Annotated in this window: 15 protein-coding genes and 4 tRNA genes; 12 read left to right on the top strand and 7 right to left on the bottom strand. The window is 63.5% G+C overall.

All coding sequences use genetic code 11. From position 1 onward, the window contains the following. Positions 1 to 110: 110 nt before the first annotated feature. The 3 genes from NOX35_RS05400 to NOX35_RS05390 all read right to left on the bottom strand — a co-directional run bounded on the left by NOX35_RS05400 (position 111) and on the right by NOX35_RS05390 (position 4,480). Positions 111 to 1,682, bottom strand: coding sequence for a DHA2 family efflux MFS transporter permease subunit (locus tag NOX35_RS05400; protein WP_256495990.1), 1,572 nt, complete (start codon positions 1,680 to 1,682; stop codon positions 111 to 113). Between the two features lie 7 nt (positions 1,683 to 1,689). Next, positions 1,690 to 2,862: an HlyD family efflux transporter periplasmic adaptor subunit gene (locus tag NOX35_RS05395; protein ID WP_256495988.1), complete on the bottom strand. Its 1,173-nt coding sequence runs from the start codon at positions 2,860 to 2,862 to the stop codon at positions 1,690 to 1,692. A gap of 121 nt (positions 2,863 to 2,983) precedes the next feature. Continuing rightward, a complete protein-coding gene (locus NOX35_RS05390; protein ID WP_256495987.1) occupies positions 2,984 to 4,480 on the bottom strand; it encodes an efflux transporter outer membrane subunit in 1,497 nt (498 codons plus the stop codon). A gap of 106 nt (positions 4,481 to 4,586) precedes the next feature. On the opposite strand from NOX35_RS05390, the gene NOX35_RS05385 reads away from it, so the two are divergent. From NOX35_RS05385 to NOX35_RS05350, 8 genes are all read left to right on the top strand, one after another. Then, positions 4,587 to 5,234, top strand: a complete 648-nt coding sequence (locus NOX35_RS05385; protein WP_256495985.1) for a TetR/AcrR family transcriptional regulator — start codon at positions 4,587 to 4,589, stop codon at positions 5,232 to 5,234. 198 nt (positions 5,235 to 5,432) lie between these two features. Then, positions 5,433 to 6,410, top strand: coding sequence for a GMP reductase (locus NOX35_RS05380; RefSeq protein WP_182285873.1), 978 nt, complete (start codon positions 5,433 to 5,435; stop codon positions 6,408 to 6,410). Positions 6,411 to 6,609: 199 nt separating this feature from the next. Next, the gene (locus NOX35_RS05375; RefSeq protein ID WP_182285872.1) at positions 6,610 to 7,488 is read left to right on the top strand and encodes an NAD(P)-dependent oxidoreductase; all 879 of its coding nucleotides are present in this window, start codon (positions 6,610 to 6,612) and stop codon (positions 7,486 to 7,488) included. Between the two features lie 79 nt (positions 7,489 to 7,567). Beyond that, positions 7,568 to 7,643, top strand: a tRNA-Lys gene (locus NOX35_RS05370). A gap of 49 nt (positions 7,644 to 7,692) precedes the next feature. Continuing rightward, positions 7,693 to 7,768, top strand: a tRNA-Lys gene (locus tag NOX35_RS05365). Between the two features lie 49 nt (positions 7,769 to 7,817). Continuing rightward, a tRNA-Lys gene (locus NOX35_RS05360) sits at positions 7,818 to 7,893 on the top strand. A 49-nt stretch (positions 7,894 to 7,942) separates the two neighbouring features. Next, positions 7,943 to 8,018: transfer RNA gene (locus NOX35_RS05355), tRNA-Lys, on the top strand. Between the two features lie 158 nt (positions 8,019 to 8,176). After that, the gene (locus NOX35_RS05350) at positions 8,177 to 9,409 is read left to right on the top strand and encodes a multidrug effflux MFS transporter (protein ID WP_256495984.1); all 1,233 of its coding nucleotides are present in this window, start codon (positions 8,177 to 8,179) and stop codon (positions 9,407 to 9,409) included. A gap of 178 nt (positions 9,410 to 9,587) precedes the next feature. Here the strand turns inward: NOX35_RS05350 and NOX35_RS05345 are convergent, their stop codons facing one another. Further along, positions 9,588 to 11,690 (bottom strand): DEAD/DEAH box helicase, encoded by a 2,103-nt coding sequence (locus tag NOX35_RS05345; RefSeq protein ID WP_256495982.1) that lies wholly within the window; start codon positions 11,688 to 11,690, stop codon positions 9,588 to 9,590. Positions 11,691 to 11,973: 283 nt separating this feature from the next. Next, entirely contained in the window at positions 11,974 to 12,582 is a 609-nt protein-coding gene (gene orn / locus NOX35_RS05340; RefSeq protein WP_003067823.1) for an oligoribonuclease, read from the bottom strand. A 30-nt stretch (positions 12,583 to 12,612) separates the two neighbouring features. Here orn and NOX35_RS05335 point away from each other — a divergent pair, with 30 nt between their 5' ends. The 4 genes from NOX35_RS05335 to NOX35_RS05320 all read left to right on the top strand — a co-directional run bounded on the left by NOX35_RS05335 (position 12,613) and on the right by NOX35_RS05320 (position 16,299). Continuing rightward, entirely contained in the window at positions 12,613 to 13,914 is a 1,302-nt protein-coding gene (locus NOX35_RS05335) for a M48 family metallopeptidase (protein ID WP_256495979.1), read from the top strand. Positions 13,915 to 13,933: 19 nt separating this feature from the next. Further along, a complete protein-coding gene (locus NOX35_RS05330; RefSeq protein ID WP_256495977.1) occupies positions 13,934 to 14,272 on the top strand; it encodes a 4a-hydroxytetrahydrobiopterin dehydratase in 339 nt (112 codons plus the stop codon). A 5-nt stretch (positions 14,273 to 14,277) separates the two neighbouring features. Beyond that, positions 14,278 to 15,264, top strand: coding sequence for a ribosome small subunit-dependent GTPase A (rsgA, locus tag NOX35_RS05325; protein WP_256495976.1), 987 nt, complete (start codon positions 14,278 to 14,280; stop codon positions 15,262 to 15,264). Positions 15,265 to 15,408: 144 nt separating this feature from the next. Then, positions 15,409 to 16,299 (top strand): lytic transglycosylase domain-containing protein, encoded by an 891-nt coding sequence (locus NOX35_RS05320; RefSeq protein ID WP_182285866.1) that lies wholly within the window; start codon positions 15,409 to 15,411, stop codon positions 16,297 to 16,299. Between the two features lie 146 nt (positions 16,300 to 16,445). Here NOX35_RS05320 and NOX35_RS05315 read toward each other — a convergent pair whose 3' ends face one another. Both NOX35_RS05315 and NOX35_RS05310 read right to left on the bottom strand, forming a co-directional pair. After that, entirely contained in the window at positions 16,446 to 17,429 is a 984-nt protein-coding gene (locus NOX35_RS05315) for a CobD/CbiB family protein (protein WP_182285865.1), read from the bottom strand. 47 nt (positions 17,430 to 17,476) lie between these two features. Continuing rightward, entirely contained in the window at positions 17,477 to 18,175 is a 699-nt protein-coding gene (locus NOX35_RS05310; protein ID WP_182285864.1) for a CoA pyrophosphatase, read from the bottom strand. Positions 18,176 to 18,279 lie beyond the last annotated feature (104 nt).

Genomic DNA, 18,279 nt, shown 5'->3' with positions numbered 1-18,279 from the left:
CCTGAAAGAACAGCTGCCTGCGCTTGATAAATATTGATTCCAGATGCTTTCATATCTGAAACGCATGAATATCATACGCAAGCAGCTATCAATTCATTAAGCCACGGCCCTCAGTGTCCACCCGCACCGGGGTCGACCGTGCGGCTCGGCCTCGGTGCCAGCCAGATCGCACAGGCCGCCAGCACAAATCCGCCCGCAATGATGAACATGATCTGGTTGGTGGCCAGCATCACGCTCTGGCTGGTGATGAGCTGATCGAGCGCCGACAGCGCCGCATCGGCACTCATGCCCGACTGCTGCAGCCCGTGCAGCACCTCGCCGCTGGCATCGCTCAAACCCACCAGATCCGCATGCTTGCGCGTCGTGCCGTTCTCCCAGGCCGTGTTGACCACGGAGACCGCCGCCGCGCCCGACAGAGTGCGCAGAAAGTTCATCAGACCGGCCGCGTTGTCCATCTCCTGCGGCTCCACGCTGGCCAGCGCCAGCCCGGTGGTCGGTATGAAGAAGAACGGCAGACCCAGCCCCATGAACATCAGCGGCAGCGCGATGTCCCAATAGCCCATGTCCGTGGTCGCAAATGCGCGCCAGCAGGTGATCACCCCCATCCAGAACACGCCGCCAAAGATCAGCCGGCGCGGATCCACCCTGGCCGCCAGCCCGGCCGCGGCCGGCGCCACGAACAGCGCGAACAGTCCCGTCCATGCCGTTACCAGACCCGCCAGCGTGGCCGTGTAGCCCATGAAGCTCTGCAGCCACAGCGGCGTGAGCACATTGACGGCGAAGAAGGCCGCAAACGCCAGACTGATGGTCAGCACGGCCATGGAAAAGCCGCGGTGCCTGAAGACGCGCAGGTCCACGATCGGGTGCTCGGCATGCAGCTCCCAGATCATGAAGGCCGCAAAGCCCACCACGGCCACCGCAGCCAGCGCCACGATCATGGGCGAGGCAAACCAGTCCAGGTTCTTGCCCTCGTCCAGCATCAGCTGCAGCGAGCCCACCCAGACGATGAGCAGAATCAGGCCCACGGTGTCTATCGGGTTCTTGAGCAGCGGCTGCTCATAGCGCCTGACCAGATGCCAGACCGCGAACGCGCAGACCAGGGCTACCGGGATGTTGATCAGAAAGATCCAGTGCCAGGTGTATTCGTCGCAGATCCAGCCGCCCACGATGGGGCCCAGCACAGGCGCGATAAGCGTGGTCATGGACCACAGGCCGATGGCTGCGGGCGCCATGCGCGGCGGGAAGATGCGCAGCAGCAGCGACTGGGACAGCGGCATCAGCGGGCCGCCGGCCAGCCCCTGCAAGATACGCGCAAACACCAGCATGCCCAGCGAATTGGCCAGGCCGCACAGCAGCGATGCCAGGCCGAACAAGCCCATGGCCGTGGCAAACACGCGCACCGCGCCGAAGCGCGCCGCCAGCCAGCCGGTCAGCGGCACGGTGATGGCCTCGGCCACCGCATAGCTGGTGATGACCCAGGTGCCCTGGCTGGTGGTCGCTCCCAGATTGCCGGCGATGCTGGGCACGGAGACATTGGCCACCGTCATGTCCAGCACGGCCATGAAATTGGCCGCGGCCAGCACCAGGGCCGCCAGCCACAGCGTGCCCCCCGTCAGCGGCACCATGCCGGCGGCCATGGGCACGGCAGGCGCATCGGCCGCACTTGCGTTGTGATCGCTCATGAGGCACTCACTGCGCGGCCGTGGTCGCCACGCCGGCTGCGTCGGCAGGGCCGCTGCGGGTGTCCACCGTCACATGCATGGACAGGCCCACGCGCAGCGGGTTCTTGGCCAGTTCGGCGGCATCGAGCTGAATGCGCACGGGCAGGCGCTGCACCACCTTGATCCAGTTGCCCGTGGCATTTTGCGCGGGAATGGCCGCAAACGCCGAACCGGAGCCGCCGCTGAAGCCCACCACAGTGCCGCTGTACTTCACATCGCTGCCGTACAGATCGGACTGCAGCTGCACGCGCTGGCCCACGCGCACCTTGCCCAGCTGGCCTTCCTTGAAGTTGGCATCCACATAGATCTGCTGCACCGGCACCACCGTCATCAAGGGCGCGCCGGCCTGCACGCGCTGCCCGATCTGCACGCTGCGCTTGGCCACCACGCCATCGACGGGAGCGCGCACCGTGCTGCGATCCAGATCGACCTGGGCCTGATCGCGACGCGCCTGCGCCAGTTGCACCTCGGGATTGGTCTCGGCATCCGCACCCTCGATCAGCGTGGCGTTGACCTGCTTGGCACCCACGGCCGCTTCGCGGTTGGCCCTGGCCTGGGCCTGCACGGCCACGGCCGATGCCAGCTGCGCCTTGGCCGCGGCAAACGCGTTCTGCGCCTGCGTCAGCTCCTCGCCCGAGACCGAACCGCTCTTGGCCAGGGCCTGGCGGCGCTGCAGGTCGATGGTGGCACGCTCCATGTCGGCCTCGGCCGCCAGCAGCTGCGCGGCCGCGCGCTTTTCATCGGCCTCGCGTGCCGTCACCTGGGCCTTGAGGCCGCCATCATTGGCCACATAGCCCTTGACGCGGCGCGTGGCGCGGGCCAGCTCGGCCTCGGCCTGGGCCAGTGCCAGCCTGGCGTCGGTGGGATCGATGCGCACCAGCACATCGCCTTGCTTGACGGCCTGGGTGTCCCTGACCAGTACCTCCAGCACCGTGCCGCCTATGGATGGCGTGACCTGTGCCACCTCGGCCGCCGCATAGGCGTTGTCGGTGGAGACGAAGTGGGAGGCATGCAGCCACCAGTAGGCGCCGGCAGCCGCACCGGCAAGCAGCACCGCGCCTGCCAGCCCGGCCAGCAGCCGGTTGCGGCGCTGTTCGCGCGCAGCAGGAGTCGCGCTCACGGAAGAAGCGTTTTCAGTCATACAAAACCTTGGAAATATTCATGGGACTTATGCAAACAGGAATGCAATAGCGGCCTGCCGTCTGAGGCTGTCCTCTTGCCGGAGCCGGTTTTGCATAAGTCATTCAGTTCAGGAAAGCGGCTCAGGCCTCTGGCGAGACCGGATCGGGGGCACCGGCAGACTCACTCCAGCCGCCGCCCAGTGCGCGATGCAGACCGATATCGAGCGTCAGGGCGCGCGACTGCACATCGACCAGCTGGCGCACGCTGGCCAGCAGCTGGTCTTCGGCCGACAGCACATCGAGATAGCGCGCCAGCCCGCCCTCGTAGCGATTGCGCGCCACGCGATGCGCCTCGGTCGCGGCCGTCACGGCCTGCTGCATGGCCTTCAGTTGCTGCTGCAGCGCCCGCTGGCTGACGGCGTTGTCCGCCACCTCCTGCAAGGCCCGGTTGAGCGTGCTGCGGTACTGGGCCACGGCCTCGTCATAACGGGCACGCGCGGCACCCAGTTGCGAGCGCAAGCGGCCGCCATTGAAGATCGGCAGGCTGACGGCCGGACCCAGGCTTGCGATGCCGGAGCCGCTTCGGGTCAGCATGTCCAGGCCCAGCGACTGCACGCCGACAAAGGCACTGAGATTCACATCGGGATAGAACTCGGCCTGCTGCGATGCCACGCGCGACTCCAGCGCCTGTGCCTGCAGGCGGGCAGCCACCACATCGGGGCGACGGCCCAGCAGATTCGCCGGCAACTGCTGCGGCAAGGCCCATTGCTGCTGCCACGGTGATTGCAGACGCCCAGCATCCAGCACGATGGCCGCACCACGATCGGGAGCAGCGCCCATCAGCGCAGCAATGCTGTTGCGCTGCAAGGCGACCTGTTCCTGCATCTGTGCCAGCTCGGCCTGCGTGGCTGCCAGACGCGCCCTGGCGCTGTGCACGCTGCCCTGGTTTTCCAGCCCGTTGGCATAACGCTGCTCAAACAGCTCGGCCGTGGTCCGGCGCACCTGCACCGATTGCTCCAGCGTCTGCACATTGGCGGCCAGGCGCAGCAGCTGCGCATAGGCCAGGGCCACATTGCTGGACAGCACGAGACGCGCCTGGGCGGCATCGGCCTCGCGCGCTGCCAGCTCGCCGGCAGCGGCGGCCACGGCGGCGCGCTGCTTTCCCCACAGATCCAGCGACCAGCTCAGGTCCAGCGTGGCGCGGCCGTAGTCATTCATGCCGCGCGGCGCGAAGGCCTCTGGCGTCAGATGGTTGTAGCTGAGCTTGTCCTCGCTGACCGAGGCGTGGGCGGAAAGCTCCGGCGCAGAGGCCGCCTCGCTCACGCCCAGCATGGCCCTGGCCTGCTGCACGCGGGCCGCAGCGGCCGTCATATCGGGAGCGCCCTCCAGAGCCTGGGCGATCAGCTGATCAAGCTGTGCGTCGCCATAGCGCTGCCACCATTGCTGGGTGGGCCATTCCATGGGCGGAGCATGGCTTGCAGCCTGCAGAGTCTCGGGCACGGGCTGCGCCAATACAGCCTTGCCCTCCCATTCGGGAATCTGGGCGCAGGCTGACAGTAGTGCAGGCAAGCCCAGAACCCACCAGCCATGGCGCCCACGCCGAGTCCTCTGCGGCGCGGCGGCTATGCATTGAGTCATGAAATACTTTAGTAATGAACTGTACGGTACAGTATATGTTTCCAGCGTTTGAGATCGCAAGCGCTACACTGAAAGACATCACAACCGCCCCAGGACATTTCGCCCCATGCGCACCAAAACGGAAGAAAAGCGGCAAGCCATCATTGATGTTGCAGCAGCCACCTTTGGCGAACTGGGCTTCGAGCGCACTTCCATGTCCGAGATCTGCACGCGGCTGGGCGGCTCCAAGGCCACGCTGTACAACTACTTTCCGTCCAAGGAAGCGCTGTTTCTGGAGGTGATGTTCCAGGCCTCCGAAGCCGACTTCCAGAACACCATGCTGGCGCTGCAGACCGGCAATGACGATGCCGCGCAGACGCTGTGCAACTTCGGCCAGCGCTTCCTCGGCCTGCTGTATTCGCCGGAGGTGATGGCCGTGCGCCGCCTGCTGGTTTCCGAAGGCGGGCGCGCCAATATCGGCCAGCGCTGCTGGGACATGGGGCCGGCGCGCGGCAACGCCGCCATCAATGCCTTTTTGCAGCAGGGCATAGAGCGCAGGCTGCTGCGCAATGCCGACACCGAGGTCATGCGCCATCATCTGCTGGCGCTGCTGGAGGCCGAGTTGCTGCCGCGCTTCATGTTCCAGCACCTGCCCGCCCCTACGGCACAGGAGATTGCCCTGTGCACCGAGCGCGCCGTGGATGCCTTCATGCGGGTCTATGGCACACCGGGTGACATGCAGGGCAAAAGCGACGCTATAAGAAAATCCTTATAACCCTCATAACGATGTCGGAACATACGATTTGCGCCGGCGCCGTATAGAATCAATCACCGGGCCCAAGTTTTTTGAGGTCCGGTTTTTTTGCCTGCTGCATGCCGGCACTGCCAAAAACCGGGCTCCAAGCCAAGCGCCTATCCTTGAAAATTGAGGTGGGTGAGATTCCCGCCGTGACCTTTTCCGGAGCTTGGAACCATGGAAATCTTCGACTACGACAACATTCTTCTGCTGCCCCGCATGTGCCGCGTGGAAAGCCGTGCGGAATGTGACACCAGTGTCGTGCTGGGCAGCCGCAGCTTCAAGCTGCCTGTGGTGCCCGCCAACATGAAGACGGTGGTGGACGAGAAGATCTGCACCTATCTGGCACAAAACGGTTTCTTCTATGTGATGCACCGTTTTGACATCGACAACGTGGCCTTCACCAAGGACATGCAGTCCCAGGGACTGTTTGCCTCCATCTCTCTGGGTGTGAAGCAGCCGGACTACGAGACGGTGGACCGTTTCGTGGCCGACGGCATCTGCCCCGAATACATCACCATCGACATTGCCCACGGCCATGCCGAGAGCGTGAAGAACATGATTGCCTACATCAAGGCCAAGATCCCTGCGGCCTTCGTGATTGCCGGCAACGTCGCCACGCCCGAAGCCGTGATCGACCTCGAAAACTGGGGTGCGGACGCCACCAAGGTCGGCGTCGGTCCCGGCAAGGTTTGCATCACCAAGCTCAAGACCGGCTTCGGCACAGGCGGCTGGCAGCTGTCGGCGCTCAAGTGGTGCGCCCGCGTGGCCACCAAGCCCATCATTGCCGACGGCGGTATCCGCAGCCACGGCGACATCGCCAAGAGCATCCGTTTCGGTGCCACCATGGTGATGATCGGCTCCCTGTTTGCAGGCCATGAAGAGTCGCCCGGCAAGACCGTGGAAGTGGACGGCCAGCTGTTCAAGGAATACTACGGCTCGGCCTCCGACTTCAACAAGGGCGAGTACAAGCATGTGGAAGGCAAGCGCATTCTGGAGCCCATCAAGGGCCCGCTGATGAACACGCTGGTCGAGATGCAGCAGGACGTGCAGTCCTCCATCAGCTACTCCGGCGGCACCAAGCTCATGGACATCCGCAAGGTCAACTACGTCATCCTCGGCGGCGACAACGCCGGCGAGCATCTGCTGATGTAGGCCGTCAGGCGCGACTCACCAGCGCGAAGGTGAACCTCCAAAAAAAGCATCAAGGGCAGCTCAGGCTGCCCTTGTTGTTTTCGGCTATCCCTTTTTCTGCATCCTGCGCGCACAACTGATCTGAGATCATGGCCGCGATTGCTGCCTTCGTCAGGGCTTAGCATGTCGTCATTCATAAAAGCTCCAGGGGAACAACGCCATGAACACATTGAAGATCGCAGTTCTGGGCACGGGCATGATGGGCCTGCCCATGGCCCGCCGTCTGGCTCAGGCCGGCCATGAGGTCCACGTCTGGAATCGCACCCGCGCCAAGGCCGAGCCGCTGGCTGCCGATGGCGTGAGCATCCACGACAGCGCGGCAGATGCCGTGCGCGGCGTGGACTTTGCCGTGAGCCTGCTGGAGAGCGGCGCCATCGTGGGCGAAGTGCTGTTCACACTGGGAGTTGCCGATGCCATGCCCAAGGGCTCGCTGTTCATCGACATGGCGTCCATCCAGCCACGCGAAGCGCGTGAACATGCCGGCAAGCTTGCCGCGCTGGGCGTGCGGCATCTGGATGCCCCCGTCTCGGGCGGCACGCTGGGTGCGCAAGCCGGCACGCTGGCCATCATGGCCGGTGGCGAGGCTGCGGATTTCGAGCAGGCCCTGCCCGTCTTTGCGGCGCTGGGCCGTGCCACCCATGTGGGCCCGCATGGCGCAGGCCAGTTGGCGAAACTGGCCAACCAGATGATCGTGGGCATCACCATCGGTGCCGTGGCCGAAGCCCTGCTGCTGGCCGAACGCGGCGGCGCCGACCCTGCCAAGGTGCGCGAAGCCATCTCCGGCGGCTTTGCCGACAGCCGCATTCTGCAAGTACATGGCGAACGCATGGTCAAGCACGACTTTGCACCGCGCGGGCGCATGACGGTGCAGCTCAAGGACATGCGCAACGCCATCGCCACTGCCGAGGAAATCGGCTTTGACGCGCCCATCACCGGCCTGCTGGAGCAGCTCTATGCCGAGGGTGTGAAAAACGGCCTGGGCGACCTGGACCAGGCAGGCCTGTTCGTGGAATTGCAACGCCGCAACGCACTGGATTAAAAAAACCCGCGGGTTTTCCTGCAAGCCCTCCAGAATTAGCGCATAATTGCGGTCTCGCTTGCAGCGCAGGCGTTGTGTGGGGCTCTTAGCTCAGCTGGTAGAGCAGCGGACTCTTAATCCGTTGGTCGAGTGTTCGAATCACTCAGGGCCCACCAAATTTCTTCAGTCTGATTCTTCAGGTTGATCCTCCGGATTTACTCCGGCGGGCTCTTAGCTCAGTTGGTAGAGCAGCGGACTCTTAATCCGTTGGTCGAGTGTTCGAATCACTCAGGGCCCACCAAAAATTTCTTCAGTCTGATTCTTCAGATTGATCCTCCGGTTTATCCGGCGGGCTCTTAGCTCAGTTGGTAGAGCAGCGGACTCTTAATCCGTTGGTCGAGTGTTCGAATCACTCAGGGCCCACCAAAAATTTATTCGGTCTGATTCTTCAGATTGATCCTCCGGTTTATCCGGCGGGCTCTTAGCTCAGTTGGTAGAGCAGCGGACTCTTAATCCGTTGGTCGAGTGTTCGAATCACTCAGGGCCCACCATAATTCAAAAGCCAAAGTTCTCAGGAACTTTGGCTTTTTTCTTGGCCGCGCCTGAGCGCCGCCGAATCTGCAAAAGCATGGGCGCCGACACCGGGGCCGCGCCATATCAGGCATCATGCAGACATCCCCGGGCAGTATTTGCCCACCCAAGACTCACTATGCAAAACGACCTCTCCACGTTCTGGCGCGGACCGCGTTGGACTCTGGCCATGCTGCTTGCCATTCTCGGCATGCTGGGCCCGTTCTCGGTTGACACCTATATTCCCGCCTTCTCGGGCATTGCCAAGGCATTGGGCGCAACCCCCGTAGAAATGCAGCAGACCCTGTCTGCCTACTTGCTGGGTTTTGCCTTCATGAACCTGTTTCATGGCGCCCTGGCCGACAGCTTCGGACGCCGCCCAGTCATCCTCTGGGGACTGGTGATGTTCACCATCGCCTCGGCCGGCTGCGCGCTGTCTCAGAACATCACCCAGCTGGTGATCTTCCGCACGCTGCAGGGCCTGTCCACCGGCGCCGGCATCGTGGTCTCGCGCGCCATCGTGCGCGACATCTTTCCACCGACCCAGGCCCAGGGCGTGATGGCGCAGATCACCATATTCTTCGGCGTGGCGCCGGCGCTGGCTCCCGTGATCGGCGGCTGGCTGTTCGTGCACCTGAGCTGGCAGGCCGTGTTCTGGTTCCTGAGCATCGTGGGCGTGCTGCTCTGGCTCATCAACATGAAGTTTCTGCCCGAATCGCTGCCACCGCACAAACGCCAGCCCTTCCAGTTCAGACCGCTGATGCAGGGCTATGGCATCCTGCTCACCGATCCGCGCTTTCTGCTGCTGGCCCTGGCCAGCGGCATTCCGTTCAACGGCATGTTTCTCTATCTGCTGTCGGCCCCGGCTTTTCTGGGCGACATCCTGCAGCTGGAGCCCACGCAGTTCTTCTGGTTCTTCATCGCCACCATCGGCGGCATCATGGCCGGCAGCTGGACCAGCGGCCGCCTGGCCGGACGCATCCCGCCCAAGCGCCAGATCCGCCACGGCTTTCTGGTGATGTGCGTGACCTCCATCATCAATCTGGTGGCCAATCTGATCTGGCCCGCCCATGTGAGCTGGGCCTTGATTCCCATCAGCCTGTTCGCCTACGGCTGGGCGCTGATGGTGCCCGTGGTGACGCTGCTGGTGCTGGACATCCACCCTGCGCGGCGCGGCCTGGCCTCTTCGCTGCAGGCCGTGGTGGGCTCGGTGGCCAACGGCTTTGTGGCCGGCGTGATTGCGCCACTGGTCATGCATTCGGCCGCACTGCTGGCCACGGGCTCGATTCTGATGATGCTGATCGGCCTGGTCGCCTGGATCTATCTGCACCACCACTGGCCGGACATCGGCCGCCATGCCTCAGAGCATTAAAAAAAGAGCTACCAGCGCGCGCCATTCACAGACTTCAGATTGGAAAGTATCTGAAATCCTTGAATGACATGCGCTAGCAGCTCACTTTTTAATCAAGATTCCAGTCCTGTACGGGCAACAAAAAGCCGGCTTCAAGAGCCGGCTTTTTCATGCTTCGGGCCGCAGCCCGAATCAGCGATCAACGCTCATCGCGGCGCGGTGCACGGGGCTTGCGCTCGAAGCTGCGCTCGCCACCACGTTCGCCATGGGGCTGGTAAGGCTTGCCGGCACCCTGACCAAAGGCAGGACGACGATCGCCGCCGCCGAAGCCGCGCGATTCGCCACCGCGGAAACCGCCTTCGCGGGGAGCGCCTGCATGAGCGCCTTCACGGCCACCGCCAAAGCTCTTGCGACCGAAATCGCCGCCTTCACGGCGCTGGGCACCACCAAAGCCGCCACGCGATTCGCCACCGCCGAAGCCGCGCTCTTGACGCTCGCCACCACGGAAACCGCCGCGATCGCCACCAAAGCTGCCGCGGTCATCACGACGCTCGAAGCTGCGCTCCTGGCGCTGCTCGCCGCCGAAGCCGGGACGACCGCCGCCGAAGCCGCGATCACCACCACGCTCGCCACGATCGCCAAAGCGATCACCGCGAGGAGCGCCGCCAAACCCGGCGCGATCGCCACCGAAGCGGTCACCGCCACGGTCGCCACCGAAGCCGCCGCGATCATTGCCACGGCCGCCGCCGAAGCTGCCGAAGCCGGACTTGCGACCATAGCCTTCGCCATCGCGACGACCACCGAAGCCACCGCGACCACCGGCGCCGCCGCCACGACGACCGTCACGCTCGCCAGAGGCGGGGAAACGCTGCTGGGGTTCCATGCCGGGAATGGTCTCGGCCTTGAACTGCTGGCGGGTATAGCCTTCGATGTCGAACACGCGGCGACGGTCGCGGAATTCCGCAAACGTCACGGCCACGCCTTCGCGACCGGCACGACCGGTACGGCCGATACGGTGGGTGTAGTCCTCGGCCTTCATCGGCAGGCCGTAGTTGAAGACGTGGGTGATGGTGGGCACGTCGATACCGCGAGCAGCCACATCGGTGGCCACCAGGATCTGCACCTGGCCGTTGCGCAGCGCCATCAGGCGGCGGTTGCGCAGGCCCTGGCTCAGAGCACCGTGCAGGGCCACGGCAGAGAAACCGTCCTGCTGCAGGTCGTTGGCCAGACCGTCACATTCCACCTGGGTGGACGCAAACACGATGGCCTGGTTGATGCTGCTGTCACGCAGCCAGTGGTCGAGCAGCTTGCGCTTGTGCTGCATGTTGTCGGCCCAGAACAGCGCCTGCTTGATGTTGGCGTGCTTTTCCTGAGGCGTGGCAATCGTGATCTTCTTCACGTTGGCGCCGCCGTCATGCATCACGCGCATGGCCAGCTGCTGAATGCGGGGAGCAAACGTGGCGCTGAACATCATGGTCTGCTTGCGCTCGGCCGTCAGCTGGTTGACTTCGGCCAGATCGTCGGAGAAGCCCAGGTCCAGCATGCGGTCGGCCTCGTCGACCACCAGGAACTGCACCTTGTCCAGCTTGATCTGCATGGAACGCTGCAGGTCCAGCAGACGGCCGGGAGTGGCCACCACCAGGTCGGCGTTCTGCAGCTTGGCGATCTGCAGCTGGTAAGGAATGCCGCCCACCACGTTGGCGATGCGGATGCCGCGGCAATGCTTGACCAGCTCGATGGCGTCATGCGCCACCTGCTGGGCCAGCTCACGCGTGGGGCACAGCACCAGGGCGCCGGGCACGGCGGCCTTGAAGTTGCGGGCGTTGGTGGGGTCCTTGCGCTTGTTGCGCTTGGGAGCGGGCTCGCCCTTGGCCGCAGCTTCGGCGCACAGGCGCTCGAATTCAGCCTTGGCGGCCGCATCGGCCACGGCACGCTGCTTGATCAGGGTGTGCAGCACGGGCAGCAGGAAGGCTGCAGTCTTGCCCGAGCCAGTTTGGCTGGACACCATCAGGTCGATGAAGCCGTCGGCATCGGCGCCTTCGCCCATGGCCAGGGGAATGGCTTGCAGCTGCACAGCGGTAGGCTGGGTATAGCCCAGGTCGGTCACGGCCTGGATCAGTTCGGGGGCCAGACCCAGTTCGACGAAGCCATTGGGTTCGTCGGCGGCTTGGACTTCTTCGACAGCGGCGTCTTCCGCGTCCATGTCAGCCAGCATGGCGTCCAGACGAGAATCGATTTCAGGCGAAGACAAAGCAATATCAGCAGCGGCCACTTGGCCCTGCTCCAGGGAGTTTTCTGTCATGAATAGCTCACGCAAAAAGCGACGCAGTCAGCGTGCTGCTCGCTTCTTTGACGGTTGGTTATCAACATCCACCGTCAGACTTTGACTGGCCCGTTCGCAAAACGGGGCAGATGGGTGTTATGGCTTGTCGTGTCGGCGCTGGGCAGGCCGTTGCACGCAAGTAAGAACCCGGTGTGTGATGGAGATGCGCAAAAATTACCCATTGATCGGGTAAGCAGCGCATTGTCGCATGTACCGGGTTTTCCCGCAAGTGGCAGGGCTATACCATCCCGCCACCGCGCCATCAGACACTGAGCAGTTGCTGACGGTAATGCTGCAGCTCGTCGATCGACTCGTGCACATCGGCCAGGGCCGTGTGGCGCTGCGCCTTCTTGAAGGAGGTATAGGCCTCGGGCTTCCAGCGCTTGGCCAGTTCCTTGAGCGTGCTCACGTCGATATTGCGATAGTGAAAGAAATTGTTGAGCTTGGGCATGTAGCGCTCCATGAAGCGCCTGTCCTGACCAATGCTGTTGCCGCACAGCGGCGTCTTGCCCTTGGGCACGTATTTGCCCAGAAAGGCAATCAGCGCGGCCTCCGCTTCGGCTTCGCTGATGGTCGAAGCCTTGACCTTGTCGATCAGGCCGCTTTTGCCATGCGTGCCCTTGTTCCAGGCATCCATGCCGCCCAGCAACTCGTCGGACTGATGAATGGCAAACACCGGGCCCTCGACGCGAATCTGCAGATCGGAGCTGCTGACCACCACGGCAATCTCGATGATGCGGTCGCGGTCGGGGTTCAGCCCCGTCATTTCGCAGTCCAGCCACACCATATTGAGATCGGATTTGGGCAGAACCGGTGGGGTAGCGGCCACGGGTGCGGCGCTGACGGAATTCGTACAGGAAGCTTCAGACATGGCGCAAATTGTCGCCTACACTGCCAATACATGGCTTCCCAACTAGATTTCACATTGGCACTTTCGCTGCTGTTTGCGACGGCCGTGGCCCTGCAATGGCTGCTGCGTGTGTGGCTTGTTTCACGCCAGGTGCGCCATGTGGCCACCCACCGCGGCGCCGTGCCGCCGGCATTCGCCCATCGGATCAGCCTGGCGGCCCACCAGAAGGCGGCCGACTACACGCTGGCCAAGGCCAAGGTGTCGCTGATCGACATCACGCTGTCGGCCGCCGTGCTGCTGTGCTGGACGCTGCTGGGCGGGCTGGACTGGCTCAACCGCTGGCTGCTGGAGTTCATCAGCCCCGGCCTGTGGCAGCAACTAGCGCTGCTGGCCGGCTTTGCCGTGATCTCGGCGCTGATCGAGCTGCCTTTGTCGCTCTATCAGACCTTCAGGCTGGAGCAGCGCTTCGGCTTCAACCAGATGACGCCAGGCCTGTGGCTGGGCGATCTGCTCAAGTCCACGCTGGTGGGCGCCGTCATCGGCCTGCCGCTGGCGGCCCTGATTCTCTGGCTCATGGGCGGGGCCGGCCCGCTGTGGTGGCTCTGGGCCTGGGGCGCCTGGACGGCTTTCAATCTGCTGCTGATGTGGATTTTCCCCAGCTTTATTGCACCGCTGTTCAACAAGTTCGAGCCGCTGGCCGATGAAAGCCTCAAGAGCCGCGTGACCCGGCTGATGGAGCGCTGCGGCTTTGCGGCCAAGGGACTGTTCGTGATGGACGGAAGCCGCCGCTCGGCGCATGCCAACGCCTATTTCACGGGTTTCGGCAATTCCAAGCGCGTGGTCTTCTTTGACACTCTGCTCAGGCAGCTCAGCCCCGGCGAAGTCGAAGCCGTGCTGGCTCACGAGCTGGGCCACTTCAAGCACAAGCACATCAGCAAGCGCATGGTCCTGATGTTCGGCGTCTCGCTGCTGGGCTTTGCGCTGCTGGGCTGGCTCAGCCAGCAAATGTGGTTCTACACCGGACTCGGAGTCTCGGTGCTGCTGGGCCCGAACCTCGACGTGGCCGCCGAAAACAATGCGCTGGCGCTGCTGCTGTTCATGCTGGCCGTGCCGGTATTCAGCTTCTTCGTCACGCCGCTGATGTCGGCCATGTCGCGCCGCGACGAGTTCGAGGCCGATGCCTATGCCATGCAGCAGGCCGACGGTGCACAGCTCGCTTCTGCACTGCTCAAGCTTTACGAGGACAATGCCTCCACACTCACGCCAGATCCATGGTATGTGAGCTTTTACTATTCACACCCTCCTGCCGTGGATCGCCTGGCGCGCATGCCGGCTCCCGCAGGCAGCTTGTAACACCACAACGGTTTCAGACATGAGCACACCCACACTGCAACAAAAAGACTGGTCCCAACTCAAGCGCAGCGCCTTGAGCACAGAGCAAGTGCAAGAGCAACTGGCAGCCCTTGAGGGCTGGGAGCTGTCGGCCGGCCCTGCGGCCATCAGCAAGACCTTCCGTTTCGTGAACTTCTACGAGACCATGGCCTTTGTGAACGCGCTGGCCCTGATTGCCCATCAGCAGGACCATCACCCCGATCTGGAAGTCGGCTACAACCGCTGCAAGGTCAGCCTCAACACCCATGATGTGGGCGGCATCTCCGAGACCGACATCGACTGCGCACGCCGCATCGAAGCACTGCTGAATCCGGCCTGATCCTTATGGCAAAACAAGGACGGCGCCCAGGCGCCCAAGCAACAGGCGGCACCCAGACAGGCCTGGTGGTCGCCAGTTATGGCCGCCACTGCGTGGTCGAGACCCCGGACGGCGAGCGCCGCATCTGCCACCCGCGCGGCAAGAAAAGCCAGGCCGTGGTGGGCGACCATGTGCAATGGCTGGCTCCCCCACCCGGCCAGGGCGATGAGGGCACGATCGAAAAAATTGTGGAGCGCCGCAACGTCTTCTACCGCCAGGATGACATTCGCACCAAGACCTTTGCTGCCAACCTGGACCAGCTCCTGATTCTGATAGCCGCCGAGCCGGTATTCAGCGAAGTGCAGCTCGCCCGCGCGCTGATCGCCGCCGAGGCCGCACACATCAAGCCCATCATTGCGCTCAACAAGATGGACCTGGAAGAGCCTTTCCTGCGCGCCTGGCAGCGGCTGGAGCCTTACCGGACCATGCGTGATGCCGCGAACGCTGCGCCGCACTATATGGTGCTGCCGCTGTCGCTGGAAGATGCAGACGATGAGGATCGCGACGCCATCATCGGTCTGCTGCAAGGCAAGACCACACTGGTTCTCGGCCCTTCGGGCGTAGGCAAGAGCACCTTGATCAACTTGCTGCTGCCCGACGCCAGGGTGGCGACCAACGAAATCTCGCAGGCGCTGAACACCGGCAAGCACACCACCACCAGCACCACCTTGTACTGGGTGGATGAGGCACGCACCACCGCCATCATCGACTCGCCAGGATTTCAGGAGTTCGGCCTCTATCACATTGCAGCCACGCAACTGGCCGCCTGCATGCCCGACATCGGCGCACTGGCGGACCAGTGCAAGTTCTACAACTGCACCCATCTGCATGAGCCTGGCTGCGCCGTCATGGCCCAGGTCGAAGCGCAGGATAGCCCCCACTCCATCAGTGCCAACCGCTACCGGATCTATGGCGAGCTGTTCGATGAACTGAGTCAGGAACCCCGCTACTGAGTGCGAGGCCAGCCAAGCCGGAGGGCCGCGCCATATGAGAGCAATTTCAGCGTTTGCCACGCAGCCATTCCAAGCCCGATGAGCGCCGGCACGAGTGCTCCGCCTCCGGCGATTGGCTGCCGGCCACAACCCGGTGTTCACGTCATGAAACCCAGAGTTTTACAGCCCTGCCTGCAAGCCGCCCTCGCCGTCGCGCTATATGCAGGCATGGGCCTGGCCTGGGCCCAGGGCACGGACTCCGCCCCCAGCTGGGAGGACGAGCCACCCACGCTGTCTCGCTGGATCGAAGAAGGCTACAAAGCCGAGCTGAGCCGGCAGCCATGGCGCGCAGCGCAGCGCTATTGCGCGGCAGCACGCTATGGCAGCCTCGAAGCCCAATACCGACTGGGCCGGCTGCTGTTGCTGGGGCGAGGCTTGACTCCCGACCCTGCCACGGGCACGACGCTGCTGGCCCTGGCCGCCCAGCGCGGCCATGAGAAAGCCCGCTTGCTGCTGGCCGGCAAGCTCCCTGGCGACCGGCTGCCCGACTGCCTGACCCAGGGTGATGCGCCCGCTCAGGAGTTTCTGGAAGCCAGCCAGGAGGCCGTCCCCCACGAGGTGGTGGCCAGCTATGTGAGCAGCCTGCCCAGGGAAAAACGGCGCATGGCCGAGCTGGTTCAGCGCCTCGCGCCACGCTTCTCCATTGATCCGCGACTGGCACTGGCCATCGTGCGCTCGGAGTCGAATTTCGAGGCACAGGCGCTGTCGCCGCGCAACGCTCAGGGCCTCATGCAACTCATTCCCGAGACGGCCGAGCGTTTTGGCGTGCGCGATGCCTGGAATCCCGAGCAGAACGTGCGTGGCGGCCTGGCCTACCTGCGCTGGCTGCTGGAGCGCTTCGAGGGCGATGTGGCACTGGTATCGGCCGCCTACAACGCAGGCGAGAGAACCGTGCAGCAATATGGCGGCGTGCCTCCTTATGCTGAGACGCGTGAATATGTCCGACGCATACTCAGCTTCTATCGCGCCAAGCGCCACGAGCGCCCTGCTCGCTGATGGCTCCTTGAACAGTGCCCCGCATGCCCGCCGCACCTGAGCCACCTTGGGATGTGGCACCGCGCAACACAGGACTTCGGTGACCCGCTGCGGCTTGAGCGCTCATGCGCCAAGCTGCTGCCGCGCGCAAGACAATGCGCTAGTGCTCACCCAAGCAGACGGGCAAAGGTCAGCAAGGCCAGCAGCAGCAGCCAGACCACGACCGAACGCCAGACCAGCCCTACCACGCTGCGAAGATGAGCCATTTCCGGCTCTCGCCCCGGAGTGACATCGCTGCCCGTCCACAGTGCATCGTCGCCCTCTTCGCCGTCAGCCGCATCGCGGCGGCGCAAGGCCTCGCCCCCCAGGCGTACATTGATGGCACCCGCCGTGGCAGCCAGAATCACGCCATCGTTGTCATTGGGAAAGCGCTGGGCATAGACGCGCCAGTTGTCTATGGCCTCCTCAAAGCTGCCCACCATGGCAAAGGACAGCGCCGTCAGCCGCGCCGGCAGCCAATCGATCACATACCAGGCCTTGGCTGCAGCGGACTGCAAACGCTCGCTGGTCGGTGCCCTAAGACCTTCCGCCCCCTTGCGCGACCAGGCTCGCGACAGGTATTCGGCCATGCGGTAGAGAATGGCGCCCAGCGGACCCAGTCCCAGGGCCGAAAGAATCGAAAACCAGAACAGCACGCCAAACACATGACGGTGCGCTGCCAGCACCGAGTACTCGATGACATGACGCACCACTTCGCTGCGTGGCACCTCGCTGGCATCGACCTGCTGCCAGTCGGCCAGGGCCTGACGGGCGGCAAATTCATCGCCGGCATCGAGCGCATCGCGAATCCGCGTAAAGTGATGGCTGAACTGGCGAAAACCCAGCGTGACATAGAGTACCGCGACATTCCACAGCATGGCTGCAGGCCAGCCAATGAACTCCATCAGCGCCCAGAATATGCCCAGCACGATAAGACTGGGCAGCAGCACGGCCATGGCCCAGGCCAGCCAGCCGTGATGGGGTTTGCCGGCATCGAAGTTGCTGCGCACGGTCACGGTCCAGGCGCGGTAACCGGCCTGCACCAGGTTGGACCGGGCCAGCGGACGAGCCTGCTCCAGCAGCAGTGCGATCAGGATGGCAAAAAAGCTCATTGTTTCATCATAGCGGCGCTGTTTGTCGGCTCGTTACAACTGCTGTCTCAAGCCGCCAAAAAACGGTAAAGATTGCGCAACATGCCCGCTGTCGCACCCCAGATATAGCGTTGCTGCTCACCATCCTGATAGGGCATGGCAAACCATTCGCGATCCACGCCCTGCCACTGCATGGCATGACGCTCATGATGCGCGGGATTGAGCAGATAGGACAGCGGGACCTCGAACAGATCGGCCACCTCTCCCGGATTGGGGAAGTAACTGGCCTGCGGGTGAACCAGCGCCACCACAGGGGTAATGTGAAACGCCGTACCCGTCACATAAATAGGCAAACGACCTAGCACCTCGACATTCTTGGGAGCCAGTCCCACTTCCTCATGCGCCTCGCGCAATGCCGTGGCCTCGGCCGAAACATCCTGCGGGTCACGTTTACCGCCCGGAAAAGCCACCTGACCCGAGTGCGTGGACAGCCTGGCCGAGCGCACAGTCAGCAACACGGTCGGCTGCTCGCGCATGACGATGGGCACGAGCACGGCCGCATCGGAAGGCTGCCTGGCCGTGATGCGTTTTTCCTGCATGGCCTCGGGCAGCCACAGCGGCGGCTGGGCAAAGCGCGTGCGCAAGGCCTGAGGCGTCTGAGCAGCCAGCGGCACAGCCGGCAACTGGCTATCGATGCCCAGAAGGCGAGCCTTGCGCGGATCAACAATGCCCACCACGGGGAGCGAAGAATTATCAGTTGCAGGCATGTAGGTGCTCAGCCAAAACCAAAAGCAAGAATCACAAAGCCAAGGCCGGCATAAAAAAAGCCGCCACAGCGAACTGTAGCGGCTTTTACGGAATCGCTTCCGAT

The organism is Comamonas sp. C11 (assembly GCF_024496285.1).
GTDB classification, from domain to species: domain Bacteria; phylum Pseudomonadota; class Gammaproteobacteria; order Burkholderiales; family Burkholderiaceae_C; genus Comamonas; species Comamonas testosteroni_F.
This window is presented reverse-complemented; position numbering and strand designations above follow the sequence as displayed.

What these genes read in the sequence shown, in the direction of transcription:
- NOX35_RS05385 (WP_256495985.1), top strand. Translation starts at nt 4,587, where the DNA reads ATGCGCACCAAAACGGAAGAAAAGCGGCAAGCCATCATTGATGTTGCA.
- NOX35_RS05350 (WP_256495984.1), top strand. Translation starts at nt 8,177, where the DNA reads ATGCAAAACGACCTCTCCACGTTCTGGCGCGGACCGCGTTGGACTCTG.
- NOX35_RS05380 (WP_182285873.1), top strand. Translation starts at nt 5,433, where the DNA reads ATGGAAATCTTCGACTACGACAACATTCTTCTGCTGCCCCGCATGTGC.
- NOX35_RS05320 (WP_182285866.1), top strand. Translation starts at nt 15,409, where the DNA reads ATGAAACCCAGAGTTTTACAGCCCTGCCTGCAAGCCGCCCTCGCCGTC.
- NOX35_RS05390 (WP_256495987.1), bottom strand. Translation starts at nt 4,480, where the DNA reads ATGACTCAATGCATAGCCGCCGCGCCGCAGAGGACTCGGCGTGGGCGC.
- NOX35_RS05345 (WP_256495982.1), bottom strand. Translation starts at nt 11,690, where the DNA reads ATGACAGAAAACTCCCTGGAGCAGGGCCAAGTGGCCGCTGCTGATATT.
- orn (WP_003067823.1), bottom strand. Translation starts at nt 12,582, where the DNA reads ATGTCTGAAGCTTCCTGTACGAATTCCGTCAGCGCCGCACCCGTGGCC.
- NOX35_RS05315 (WP_182285865.1), bottom strand. Translation starts at nt 17,429, where the DNA reads ATGAGCTTTTTTGCCATCCTGATCGCACTGCTGCTGGAGCAGGCTCGT.
- NOX35_RS05375 (WP_182285872.1), top strand. Translation starts at nt 6,610, where the DNA reads ATGAACACATTGAAGATCGCAGTTCTGGGCACGGGCATGATGGGCCTG.
- NOX35_RS05335 (WP_256495979.1), top strand. Translation starts at nt 12,613, where the DNA reads ATGGCTTCCCAACTAGATTTCACATTGGCACTTTCGCTGCTGTTTGCG.
- NOX35_RS05395 (WP_256495988.1), bottom strand. Translation starts at nt 2,862, where the DNA reads ATGACTGAAAACGCTTCTTCCGTGAGCGCGACTCCTGCTGCGCGCGAA.
- NOX35_RS05400 (WP_256495990.1), bottom strand. Translation starts at nt 1,682, where the DNA reads ATGAGCGATCACAACGCAAGTGCGGCCGATGCGCCTGCCGTGCCCATG.
- NOX35_RS05310 (WP_182285864.1), bottom strand. Translation starts at nt 18,175, where the DNA reads ATGCCTGCAACTGATAATTCTTCGCTCCCCGTGGTGGGCATTGTTGAT.
- NOX35_RS05330 (WP_256495977.1), top strand. Translation starts at nt 13,934, where the DNA reads ATGAGCACACCCACACTGCAACAAAAAGACTGGTCCCAACTCAAGCGC.
- rsgA (WP_256495976.1), top strand. Translation starts at nt 14,278, where the DNA reads ATGGCAAAACAAGGACGGCGCCCAGGCGCCCAAGCAACAGGCGGCACC.